This is a genomic window from Pantoea sp. JZ2, assembly GCF_035191405.1.
Lineage (GTDB): Bacteria > Pseudomonadota > Gammaproteobacteria > Enterobacterales > Enterobacteriaceae > Pantoea > Pantoea stewartii.
On record NZ_CP045247.1, the window covers coordinates 3941776 to 3954364 of the forward strand.

At 55.3% G+C, this 12589-nt stretch carries 11 protein-coding genes; all 11 read right to left on the minus strand.

The window, feature by feature from the left end:
- Positions 1 to 8: 8 nt before the first annotated feature.
- On the minus strand, positions 9 to 1067 hold the full coding sequence (murG, locus tag GC087_RS19150) for an undecaprenyldiphospho-muramoylpentapeptide beta-N-acetylglucosaminyltransferase (protein WP_324029059.1): 1059 nt from the start codon (positions 1065 to 1067) through the stop codon (positions 9 to 11).
- Complete coding sequence (gene ftsW, locus GC087_RS19155; RefSeq protein WP_033740255.1) at positions 1064 to 2278, minus strand: cell division protein FtsW; 1215 nt, start codon at positions 2276 to 2278, stop codon at positions 1064 to 1066. Before ftsW ends, murG begins: the two co-directional genes overlap by 4 nt.
- Positions 2278 to 3594: a UDP-N-acetylmuramoyl-L-alanine--D-glutamate ligase gene (gene murD / locus GC087_RS19160; RefSeq protein WP_185199916.1), complete on the minus strand. Its 1317-nt coding sequence runs from the start codon at positions 3592 to 3594 to the stop codon at positions 2278 to 2280. The genes ftsW and murD overlap by 1 nt, the downstream gene beginning before the upstream one ends.
- Before the next feature lie 2 nt (positions 3595 to 3596).
- Positions 3597 to 4679, minus strand: a complete 1083-nt coding sequence (mraY, locus tag GC087_RS19165) for a phospho-N-acetylmuramoyl-pentapeptide-transferase (RefSeq protein WP_033740254.1) — start codon at positions 4677 to 4679, stop codon at positions 3597 to 3599.
- Positions 4673 to 6031 (minus strand): UDP-N-acetylmuramoyl-tripeptide--D-alanyl-D-alanine ligase, encoded by a 1359-nt coding sequence (gene murF / locus GC087_RS19170; RefSeq protein ID WP_006117673.1) that lies wholly within the window; start codon positions 6029 to 6031, stop codon positions 4673 to 4675. The genes mraY and murF overlap by 7 nt, the downstream gene beginning before the upstream one ends.
- A complete protein-coding gene (murE, locus tag GC087_RS19175) occupies positions 6028 to 7515 on the minus strand; it encodes a UDP-N-acetylmuramoyl-L-alanyl-D-glutamate--2,6-diaminopimelate ligase (RefSeq protein WP_324029060.1) in 1488 nt (495 codons plus the stop codon). Before murE ends, murF begins: the two co-directional genes overlap by 4 nt.
- Entirely contained in the window at positions 7502 to 9268 is a 1767-nt protein-coding gene (locus GC087_RS19180) for a peptidoglycan DD-transpeptidase PBP3 (protein ID WP_006117671.1), read from the minus strand. Before GC087_RS19180 ends, murE begins: the two co-directional genes overlap by 14 nt.
- Positions 9269 to 9284: 16 nt before the next feature.
- Positions 9285 to 9605, minus strand: coding sequence for a cell division protein FtsL (gene ftsL, locus GC087_RS19185; protein ID WP_006117670.1), 321 nt, complete (start codon positions 9603 to 9605; stop codon positions 9285 to 9287).
- A complete protein-coding gene (gene rsmH, locus GC087_RS19190) occupies positions 9602 to 10543 on the minus strand; it encodes a 16S rRNA (cytosine(1402)-N(4))-methyltransferase RsmH (RefSeq protein ID WP_324029062.1) in 942 nt (313 codons plus the stop codon). Before rsmH ends, ftsL begins: the two co-directional genes overlap by 4 nt.
- 2 nt (positions 10544 to 10545) lie before the next feature.
- Positions 10546 to 11004: a division/cell wall cluster transcriptional repressor MraZ gene (mraZ, locus tag GC087_RS19195; protein ID WP_006117668.1), complete on the minus strand. Its 459-nt coding sequence runs from the start codon at positions 11002 to 11004 to the stop codon at positions 10546 to 10548.
- 493 nt (positions 11005 to 11497) lie between these two features.
- Complete coding sequence (cra, locus tag GC087_RS19200; protein WP_006117666.1) at positions 11498 to 12508, minus strand: catabolite repressor/activator; 1011 nt, start codon at positions 12506 to 12508, stop codon at positions 11498 to 11500.
- Between the last annotated feature and the right edge of the window lie 81 nt (positions 12509 to 12589).

Consider the following 12589-nt stretch of genomic DNA (forward strand, 5'->3'; position numbering starts at 1 on the left):
CTGATTCTTTAACGTGCGGCGCGAGCCACTTCCTGTGCAACCCGTTCGGTGGCATCAGGTACCGCTACCGCGTGGGCCTTTTCTGCCATCGCGAGTAATGTTGGACGGTCCCAGTGACGCAACGTTTCCGCTACCGCCTCCGCAGTAAACTGCGGCTGCTCAAAAATTTTGGCTGCCCCTGCGCCTTCAAGCGGCAGGGCATTCCAGTACTGCTGGCGATCTTTGTGCTGAAACGGCACGAAAATCGCCGGTAAGCCTGCGGCAGCGATTTCGCTTACCGTTAATGCGCCAGAGCGGCAAATCACCACGTCGGCCCAGGCATACGCAGCGGCCATATCATCAATAAACTCGGTCACTTTATGCTGCGGCTGACCGGCTTGGTGATAGGCCTGTTGGACTTCTTGCAAGGCGCCCTTACCCGTCTGATGCCAGAGGGTAATGGTCTCGCCCAGCCTGGCGGCAATCTGAGGCAACGTCTGGTTCAGAATGCGCGCGCCCTGACTGCCCCCGATAACCAGAATACGAATCGGTCCACTGCGGCCAGCCAGCCGTTGAGCCGGTGACGGCAGCGCCAGCACATCAGTACGCACCGGATTACCCACAACTTCCGCGTGCGGAAAGGCACCCGGAAAGGCCTGCATGACCTTGGTGGCAATTTTAGCCAGCCATTTATTGGTGAGCCCGGCAATACCGTTCTGCTCATGGAGTACCACTGGCACCCCGCAACTCCAGGCGGCCAGACCACCGGGCCCCGATACATAACCGCCCATGCCCAGCACCACATCGGGCTTCCAGGCTTTGATAATCTTGCGCGCCTGACGCCAGGCGTTGAAGATGCGTACCGGCGCTAACAACAGCGCTTTACTGCCTTTACCGCGTAATCCACTGATGCGGATAAAATCAATGTCGATACCGTGCTTCGGTACCAGGTCGGCTTCCATACGATCGGCCGTGCCTAACCAGCGCACCTGCCAGCCCTGCGCCTCAAGATGATGGGCCACAGCCAGCCCCGGGAAAACATGCCCACCGGTTCCTCCTGCCATGACCATCAATCGTTTACCGCTCATCGACCACCCCGGGTAAACGCCTGCGCTTTAGCCAGACGCGTTTCATAATCAATACGTAACAAAAATACGATGGCCGTCGACATAATGAGCAGGCTCGAGCCACCGTAACTAATCAGCGGTAATGTCAGACCTTTTGTCGGCAACATCCCCGCCGCCGCACCCACGTTGACCAGCGCCTGAAAGCTGAACCAGACGCCGATTGAGCAGGCCAGAAAGCCGGAGAAACGTTGGTCAAGTTCAAGTGCGCGGCGGCCAATCGACATGGCGCGAAAAGCCACGAAGAATACCATTAACAGGGCTAAAACCACACCGATGTAACCCAGTTCTTCTCCGATAATCGAGAAAATAAAGTCGGTATGTGCTTCCGGCAGGTATTCCAGTTTCTGTACCGAATTGCCCAGTCCCTGGCCCCAGAATTCGCCGCGGCCAAACGCCATCAGTGACTGAGTAAGCTGGTAGCCGCTGCCGAACGGATCTTCCCACGGATTCCAGAAAGAGGTCACACGGCGCATACGATAAGGCTCGGCGATGATTAACAACACCACCGCGAAGATGCCGGAACCGATAATCGCCAGGAACTGCCACAGCTTCGCCCCCGCCAGGAAGAGCATCGCGAGCGTCGTGACAAACAGCACCACCACCGTACCCAGATCGGGCTGAGCGAGCAGCAGCACCGCCAGCACGACCATCACCCCCATCGGCTTACAGAAGCCCCAGAAGTTATTTCGGACTTCCTCAACCTTACGCACCAGATAACTGGCGAGATAACAGAAGAGCGTGAGCTTAGACAGTTCCGCTGGCTGAATACGCAGTGGACCCAGTGCAATCCAGCGTGATGCCCCGTTTACGGAGCTTCCTACGACCAGCACAATCAGCAGCATGACGACCGACGCCATCAACATCACGTTGCTGTAGCGCTGCCAGAAATCCATGGGTACGCGCAGCGTGACCAGGGCAATACCAAACGCCAGCGCAATATAGAACGCATCACGCTTGGCAAAGTAGAACGGATCGTCATTCAGACGCTGTCCCACCGGCATTGAAGCCGATGTGACCATCACAAACCCGATTGCAGCCAGCCCCAGGGTCAGCCAGAGCAAAGTCCGGTCATAGAGCACCTGCGAGGTATCGTCGCTCTCACGCGCGCCCATCACCCAGTTACTCAGGCGACCTGACAGATAATTCACAATGCCCGCTCCAGGAATACGCATCAGCTTAACTCCCTGGCCAGTTGCGCGAAGACATCGCCGCGCTGTTCAAAATTGCGGAACTGGTCAAGGCTGGCGCAGGCCGGGGAAAGCAGGACCATGTCGCCTGGCTGTACCTGTTTTGCAATCTGCGTCATTGCCTCCTGTAACGTTTCGGTCCTGACCGCCACGTCAGGGCGGAGCGCGGCCAGTGCATCACCATCGCGCCCAAAGCAAAACAGCCGGATACGATCGCCCTGCAGATACGGTTGCAGTGGAGAGAAATCCGCAGATTTGCCATCGCCTCCCAGCAGTAACCAGAGCGTACCGTCAACCTGTAATCCCTTCAGAGCCGCTTCCGTACTGCCCACATTGGTTGCTTTTGAATCATTGATCCAGCGCACACCGCGGCTTTCATGAACCAGTTGGAAACGGTGCGCCAGACCTGAATAAGCCGCCAGTGCGGACAGACTGGTCGAGCGTGGCAGACCAACCGCATCGGCCAGCGCCAGCGCGGCGAGCGCATTGGTGTAGTTATGCTGTCCGACCAGCGTCATCTCGTCTGTGTTCAAGACTTTTTCGCCTTTCGCCCGCAGCCAGACACTGCCCTGCTGTTTGTTCAGGTGATAATCGCCGATATCAATACCGAAACTGACACAGCGTGCGTCGGCGCCGCGTACCGGCATGGTCATGCCATCGTCGGCATTCACCACGCAAACCTGAGCGTTCTCGTAAATCCGCAGTTTTGCCGCGCGATACTGCTGCATACCTAACGGATAGCGATCCATATGATCTTCGGTCACGTTCAGGATCGTGGCCGCTGCGGCCTTCAGGCTGTAGGTGGTTTCTAACTGGAAGCTGGAAAGCTCCAGAACATAGAGCTGAGCGGGCGCTTTCAGCAGGCTCAGCGCGGGCAACCCAATGTTACCGCCGACGCCTACCTGCCAACCGGCGGCTTTCGCCATTTCGCCGACTAACGTAGTGACCGTACTCTTTCCGTTTGAACCGGTGATCGCCACGATCGGTGCCTGTGCTTCCCGGCAAAACAGCTCAATGTCGCCGACGATTTCAATGCCCGCGTCTGCCGCTTCACACAATGCGGGATGGGCCAGGGCAATGCCGGGGCTGGCCACGATGAGATCCGCAGCCAGCAGCCAGTCGCGATTGAGACCGCCCACATAACGTTCCACCTGCTCAGGCAGTTTATCCAGCCCGGGCGGTGATACACGGGTATCCATCACGCGGGGCGTTACGCCCTGCGCTATAAAGAAATCAACACAGGACAGGCCGGTCAGGCCTAATCCAATGATGACGACTTTTCTCCCGCGGTAATCAGCCATGATTAACGTACCTTCAGCGTCGCCAGGCCAATCAGCACCAGCATGAGCGAAATAATCCAGAAGCGCACAATCACGCGCGGCTCTGGCCAGCCTTTCAGTTCGTAATGGTGATGGATCGGTGCCATGCGGAAAATACGCTGGCCACGCAGCTTGAACGATCCCACCTGCAGGATCACCGACAGCGTTTCAACCACAAACACGCCGCCCATAATCACTAATAAAAATTCCTGGCGCAGCAGGACAGCGATGGTACCGAGCGCGCCGCCCAGTGCCAGCGAGCCGACATCGCCCATAAAGACCTGAGCCGGATAAGTGTTAAACCAGAGGAAGCCCAATCCTGCCCCAACAATCGCCGTACAGACGATAACCAGCTCACCTGCGTGACGCAGATAAGGAATGTGCAGGTAATCGGCAAACTTCACGTTACCGGTCGCCCAGGCGACCAGGGCGAAACCGGCCGCAACAAACACTGTCGGCATAATGGCCAGACCATCCAGCCCATCAGTCAGGTTGACGGCATTGCCGGTACCGACGATGACGAAATAGGCCAGCACAATGTAAAACAGGCCAAGCTGTGGCATCACATCTTTGAAAAACGGCACCACGAGTTCCGTCGCAGGCGTATCTTTACCAGCCAGATAGAGCGCAAAGGCGACACCGAGCGAAATCACCGACATCCAGAAGTATTTCCAGCGGGCAATCAGCCCCCTGGTATCCTTGCGAACCACTTTACGGTAATCATCAACAAAGCCAATGACGCCAAAGCCCACCAGCACCACCAGCACGCACCAGACGTAGGGATTAGAAGGATAAGCCCACATCAGCACCGACAACGTAATCGACGTCAGAATCATGATGCCGCCCATCGTCGGCGTTCCCCGCTTGCTGAAGTGCGATTCGGGACCATCATTACGGACAACCTGCCCGATCTGCAGCTTTTGCAGCCAGGCAATCAGACGCGGCCCCATCCACAGCGAAATAAACAGTGCGGTCAGCAGGCTGACAATGGCGCGAAACGTCAAATACGAAAAGACGTTAAAACCGGAATAAAATGCGACCAGATGCTCGGCCAGCCAAACTAACATGTTCCTTTCTCCTGTAAGCTCTGTACTACCTGCTCCATGGCGGCACTACGCGAACCTTTAATCAATACGGTCATTTCTTTGTGTTCGGACAGCAACTGGCGTAATCGTTCAGTCAGCGCCGTTTTATCGCTGAAATGTTCGCCAACTTCGCTACTTTCACTCATAAAGTGGCTGAACTGCCCGGTGCTTAATACCCGGTCAACGCCCGCAGCTTTGGCCGCCAGACCAACTTCGCGATGAAGTTGTTCACTTTCATCCCCTAATTCAGCCATATCGCCCACCACCATCACACGGTAGCCAGGCATTTCAGACAGCACCTGTGCCGCCGCAACCATCGATCCTACATTGGCGTTATAGCTGTCATCCAGGAGCAGTTGATGATCTGAGAGCCGGACAGGAAATAAGCGACCAGGAACGGACTGCAGGCTTTTCAGCCCGGTCTGCACCGCGCTAAGCGGTGCATCGACTGACAACGCAAGCGCCGCCGCCGCCAGAGCATTGGCGATATTGTGCCGACCGGGCAGAGGCAGAATGATGTCGATGTCACCACGGGGCGTATGCATGACAAAATGGGTGCCATCCTGGCGAATACGGATATCGCGCGCACCAAAGTCGCAGTCTGCGGCCTGCGGCGAGAAGCGCCATACCGTTTTACCGTGCAGGTTCTCCTGCCAGCGTGGCCAGTCATTGCTGTCAGCATTTAAAATCGCCGTTCCCTTTGCGGGCAGGCCGTAAAAAATTTCACCCTTCGCTTTTGCGACACCTTCAAGCGATCCGAAACCCTCAAGGTGCGCGGCAGCCAGATTATTGACCAGCGCCGCTTCCGGACGAACCAGGTCGGTGGTATAGGCGATTTCACCCTGATGATTAGCGCCAAGCTCAATCACGGCATACTGATGTTCTGGCGTGAGACGCAGCAGGGTCATGGGCACGCCAAAATCGTTATTCAGGTTACCGGCGGTATGCAGCGTTTCGCCGCACTGGCGTAAAATCGCCGCGGTCATTTCTTTCACTGACGTTTTACCGGATGAGCCGGTCAGCGCAACAACGCGGGCACTGACCTGCTGACGCACCCAGGACGCCAGCTTACCAAAGGCGATGCGCGTGTCTTTGACAACGACCTGCGGCACCGACACAGGTAAATGCTTACTTACCAGCAAGGCTTTCGCGCCCTTGGCAATCGCATCCTCGGCAAAGTCATGTGCATCGAAGCGCTCACCCACAATGGCAACAAACAGACTGTCTGCGGTGACCTTGCGGGTGTCTGTCGTGACGGTGTTGAACGTCAAATCGTCGCCGTGCAGCGTACCGCTGGTGACCTGCGCTAAGGTGCGTAATGAAACCGGAATCATGCAATGCCTCCTAACAGCGTGGCGACCGTAGCACGATCGGAGTAGTCCAGCCGCTGATGACCAATAATTTGATAATCTTCATGGCCTTTACCGGCGACTAACACAATGTCGTCGGGCTGAGCCTGCATAATAGTGCTGGTGACTGCCTGTGCACGGCCCGCGACAACGCGAGCGCGGCCCGGATCAAGGAGGCCGCTCAGAATGTCCTGCACAATTGCCGCAGGATCTTCGCTGCGCGGATTATCGTCAGTAATCACGACCACATCGGCAAACTGTTCCGCAATGGCACCCATAAGTGGGCGCTTACCTTTATCGCGATCGCCGCCACAGCCGAACAGACACCATAGTTTACCTTTACAATGCAGGCGGGCGGCGGCCAGTGCTTTCTCTAATGCGTCGGGCGTGTGGGCATAATCCACCACGACAGTGGGTTTGCCCGGCGCGGAGAAGACTTCCATACGCCCGGTAACCGGCTGCAGTTTTGCGGCAACGCGCAGTAAATCATCCAGTGCATAACCCAGCGCCAGCAGTGTGGCCAGCGCCAGCAACACGTTACTGACGTTAAAAGCCCCCATCAGACGACTGTCCAGTTCACCATCGCCCCAACTGGAGCGGAAACGAATGTGGGCACCATTGTCGTGATAGTTCACCTCGGTTGCGCGAAGCCAGCGACCGTGGCAGCCAGGCTGCAGGTTATTTTCCATCGAGACAGCAACCGCATCAGGCAGGTTTGCCAGCCAGCGGCGTCCGACTTCATCGTCGGCATTCAGGATGGCCACGCCCACCTGATGTTCAGAGAAGAGCAGCCATTTAGCTGACTCGTACTGTTGCATATCGCCGTGATAATCCAGGTGATCACGACTGAGGTTGGTAAAGACAGCGGCAGCGAACGGCAAGGCTGCAACACGATGCTGCACCAGACCGTGGGAGGAGATTTCCATGGCGGTCAGCGACGCGCCCTTCCTGGCCAGTTCATCCAGAGTATGCTGGACGTCCACAGCGGAGCCGGTGGTGTTTTCGGCAGGCACGAGCTGGCCGACCAGACCATTTCCCACCGTCCCCATCACCGCGCTGGTTTCACCCATCAGCTCAGCCCACTGGGCCAGCAGCTGACTCGTGGTCGTTTTGCCATTAGTGCCGGTGATGCCAATCAGTTTTTGTCTTTCGCCCGGCTGTTGGTAAAAACGCCCCGCCAGAGCGGAAAGACGCTGGGGTAACTGTGCAAGATAGATAACCGGCACGCCGTGCATTTCGCGTATTTCACCGTCGCTCGCTTCCCCTTCGGCTTCCGCAATCACGGCGGCCACGCCCTGGGCAATGGCCTGAGGAATGAAGCGGCGTCCATCAACCTGATGGCCGGCGATAGCGACAAACAGATCACCCGCAGCCGCCACCCGACTGTCCAGCGTCATGTCACGCAACGGGCGCGCAGGTGCACCGGGCACCCACGGTCCGAGTAAGTCGCGCAGGTTACGATCTGTCACTTGTTTCCTCACTTCTGTTTGTCACCAACTCGTTCTTGTCATTGGTCGGCAGCGCATCCGGCTCGATGTTCATGGTGCGCAGTACGCCGCCCATGATGGCACCAAACACCGGTGCAGAAACCGCACCACCATAATATTTACCGGCCTGAGGATCGTTGATGACCACAACAAGCGCAAAACGAGGACGGCTGGCAGGTGCCACGCCTGCGGTATAGGCGATGTATTTGTTCACATAACGCCCGTCCGGTCCGACTTTTTTCGCCGTACCGGTTTTAATGGCGACGCGATAACCTTTAATGGCGGCTTTCACGCCGCCCCCGCCCGGCAATGCAACGCTTTCCATCATATGCACCACGGTTTTCACCAGAGCTTCAGGAAATACGCGCTCACCGCCCACCGGCGGATCCACTTTGGTGATTGAGAGCGGGCGGGCGATACCAAAGCTGCCAATCGTTGCGTAGACTCGCGCTAACTGTAACGGCGTTACCATTAGCCCGTAGCCGAAAGAGAAGGTGGCCCTCTCTATGTCAGACCACCGTTGTTTTTTAGGGTATAAGCCACTGCTTTCCCCGACCAGCCCCAAATTGGTCGGTTTACCCAGACCAAAGCGCGAGTAAGTTTCTACCAGCGCTGAGGAGGGCATCGCTAACGCCAGTCGGGAAACACCGACGTTACTCGATTTCTGTAGTACGCCAGTCAGCGTGAGTTCGTTATAGCGCGCTACGTCTTTAATCTCATGACCATTTACGCGATACGGCACGGTGTTCAAAACGCTGTTCTCTTTCACCACGCCGCGTTGCAGCGCGGTCATCACCACCATCGGTTTTACCGTCGAGCCGGGTTCGAAAATGTCGGTGATGGCCCGGTTGCGCATCAGATCTTTTGGCGTGTCGCTGAGGTTATTGGGGTTATAGGCAGGGCTGTTCGCCATCGCCAGGACCTCACCGGTATTCACATCCACCAGAACCGCCGTTCCCGATTCGGCTTTGTTAAAGGCGACCGCATTATTCAGCTCACGGTACACCAGCGCCTGTAAACGCTCGTCAATGCTCAGCGTGAGGTTATGTGCCGCACGACTGTCCACCGATGAAATGTCTTCGATAACGCGCCCATAGCGATCTTTACGCACGGTACGCTCGCCGGGCTCACCCGTCAGCCATTTGTCAAAGCTCTTTTCGATGCCTTCGATTCCCTGACCATCGATATTGGTGAAGCCAATCAGATGTGAGGTGACCTGTCCGGCAGGGTAATAACGACGTGATTCTTCGCGCAGATGGATACCGGGCAGCTTGAGTTTTTTGACGTATTCACCAATGGCGGGATTGACCTGGCGGGCCAGATAGATGAACCGGCCTTTAGGATTGGCATTCACGCGGGCGGCCAGTTGATCAATGGGAACAGAAAGCGCATCTGAGAGCGCACGCCAGCGACTGTCGAGCGTGACACCGCCCGCATCATGCAGCTCTTTGGGATCGGCCCAGATGGCGTTAACCGGCACGCTGACCGCCAGCGGACGCCCGCCGCGGTCGCTGATCATCCCCCGCGAGGTGGGCACGGCCTGAACGCGCAGTGAACGTAAATCGCCCTCTTTAACCAGTTTGTCCGGATTAATCACCTGCAGCCAGGCCACGCGTGATAACAGCCCACCTAAGGCCAGTAAAATGCAACCGCATAACAACGCAAAACGCCAGCTTACAAAGCTGGCTTTATCTTCTGGTTTTTTTAACTTCAGCGTTCTTTTTACGCCGCTCATTAGCAGTAACAGGTCCTTATTTTTGCACCACGATGTTTTCCTGCGAAGGATCAACGTGCTGCATCTGCAGCTTCTCGGTGGCGATCCGCTCAACGCGGCTGTGATCGCCAAGGGCATTCTCTTCCAGAATTAAGTTGCGCCACTCAATGTCCAGCGCATCACGCTCAAGCACCAGTTGCTCTCGCTGGGCAGTCAGCAAGCGTGTTTTGTGCGTCGTTGTCACGACCAGCACGGCAGAAACCAGCACAGCAATCAGCAACAGAAAAGGGAGTTTCCCTTTACGCATAATGTCGCCCGCGATGACCGCGGGTAAGCTGTGCCGTTCGTTGCCAATCATGCGTCAGTTCGCTCCGCAATTCGTAAAACGGAACTGCGCGCACGGGGGTTCTCTTTCACCTCCGTGTCGCCAGGTACCATTTTGCCCAGCAGCTTCAACTGACGCCCACCCAGTGCATTCAGTTGCTGCTCGGTCATGGGTAAGCCATGGGGCACCTGCGGCCCGCGGCTCTGATCGCGCATAAACCGCTTCACTAACCGGTCTTCCAGCGAATGGAAGCTGATGACAGATAAACGCCCTTGCGGAGCCAGCACATCGACTGCACCTTTTAATGCGGTGTCGATCTCTTCCAGTTCGCTGTTGATCCAGATGCGAATGGCCTGGAAACTACGGGTCGCCGGGTGTTTGAACTTGTCTTTAACCGGTGTTGCTGCGGCAATCACCTCTGCCAGTTCTTTCGTGCGCGTCATCGGTTCATCCCGGTTGCGTTCCACAATCGCCCGCGCAATCCGCTTCGCAAATCGTTCTTCACCATAGGTTTTCAGCACAAAGGCGATATCGGCCTCTTCTGCCTGCATCAACCATTCGGCGGCAGAGTGGCCGCGCGTGGGATCCATGCGCATATCCAGCGGCCCGTCGCGCATAAATGAAAACCCGCGTTCGGCATCATCCAACTGCGGGGATGACACTCCCAGATCCAGTAATATGCCGTCAATCTGACCTGCCAGTTCACGCTCTACCACATACTCCGCCAGCGCGGAAAAGGGGCCATGAACAATGGAAAAACGCGGATCCGTTATTTCAGCGGCCGCGGCGATAGCTTGCGGATCACGGTCAATGGCGATGAGCTTTCCGTTGGCGCCAAGCTGCGCCAGAATCAAGCGTGAGTGACCGCCACGACCAAAGGTGCCGTCAATATAGATTCCGTCTTCCTTGATGTTGAGGCCATTCACTGCCTCATCCAACAGCACGGTGGTGTGTTTATAATTTTCCTGCATAGCTATAGCGATAAATCCTGCAACCGCTCAGATAAAGGCGACTGAGCTGACTGTTCTGCGTCAATATCATCCCTGACTTGTTGATACCAAGTCTGTTCATCCCACAGTTCAAACTTGTTGAACTGCCCAACCAGCATCACTTCTTTGCTTAAATTTGCATGCTGGCGAAGGGTATTCGCCAGCAATAAGCGGCCCGCATTATCCATCTGACACTCACTGGCATGTCCCAACAGTAAACGCTGCACGCGGCGCTCCATCGGATTCATGCTGGACAGACTCGCCAGTTTTTTCTCAATGATTTCCCATGCGGGTAAGGTGTAAAGCAACAGGCATGGCTGATGGAGGTCGATGGTACAAACCATCTGCCCCTGCGATTCCTCGTTCAGCAAATTACGGTAACGGGTTGGTACCGCCAGTCGTCCTTTGCTGTCGAGATTGACTAACGTTGCTCCACGGAACATGTCAGTCTCACCCCTCAGTTACCCATTTGCACCACTTTATCCCACTTTTTACCACAAAACGAGTTTAAGGATCGTAGGAAATCATTGTCAAGCCGGAGCGGCAGTAGAATATGATTATTTACCGAGGCGGGAATTAACACTGAAAAGGTTTCAAAACGCCGGAAGATGATTAATCAAAATTAAACTAATGAATAATTGAATAAAAAATTCAGCTCTGAAAAAAAACGGCGAAAATTAACACGTTTATTACGGTTGAATAATCCGATGCCGTTTTGAGACAGGGGACGCATTTTAGGGGATTTCTTAACGGAAGCCTAGCCACTCGCCTGATGTTAAGGGGCTAAACCAGCGTTAAGTTGTAAGTAAACAAGAATGGTCTGTTAACTTAATTTGTTAGAATGAATGTTAAAAGCTTACGCTTTTTTACTTTGGATAAGAAAGAGTTTAAAAACAGCATTTAAACATCGGGGCAGACAAATCGCTGCCCGTATTATTAATTAGAAATTCTGCTTAATTGTCCGCGACGTAATAAATTGCGGCGAATACGCGTTAATCCAGGCTTGGGTTTACGCGGTTCATCGAGAGACGCTAATACCAATTCCAGTACCCGTTCGGCTACATCACGATGACGCTGGCCTACCGATAACACCGGGCACTCCAGGAAGTCCAGCAGCTCATGATCGCCAAAGGTGGCGATCGCCAGATTGGACGGCAGGCGGCCGTTACGCTTCAGAGTCACATCCATCACGCCCTGTAACAGGCCGAATGACGTGGTGAACAGCGCGTCTGGCATTGAGTGATCCTGCAAATACTTTTCGAACACGGCGGCCGACGCCGTGCGCTCAAAACTATTGCAATAGAGGAAGTCGATGGGACGCTCATCCCCTTTCCAGGCTTCTCTGAATCCCAGTTCACGCAGAAAGCTGACCGATAATTCTGGTAACGCGCCCATGAACAGAACGTTGCTGACCTTAAGCTGACGCAGTTCAGCCGCCAGGGCATAAGCATCGTCCTGGTCAGCACCGACCACGCTGGTAAAGTGTTCACGATCCAGCGCGCGGTCCAGTGCGATGATGGGCAGGGGATTGTTAATCCAGCGCTGATAAAAAGGATGCTCAGGAGGAAGTGAAGTGGATACGATAATGGCGTCCACCTGGCGTTGCAGCAGATGCTCAATACAGCGCATTTCATTGTCAGGCTGATCTTCAGAACAGGCGATCAATAACTGGTAGCCACGCTGGCGGGCCTGACGCTCAAGATAGTTAGCAATACGTGTATAACTGGTGTTTTCCAGATCGGGAATCACCAGACCGATCGAGCGCGTGCGCCCGGCGCGCAGCCCTGCCGCCACAGCATTAGGATGATAGTTATGCTCGCGGACCACCGCCATGACTTTCTCAACGGTTTTATCGCTGACACGATACTGCCGTGCCTTTCCATTAATGACGTAACTGGCCGTGGTGCGCGATACACCCGCCAGGCGCGCAATTTCATCCAGTTTCACTGTAACCCCACCGTTAAGCGGGTCTGATAACCCGCAGATAAGCTATGGACATTCTTTTATCACATCTAACAGCAGAAAAGT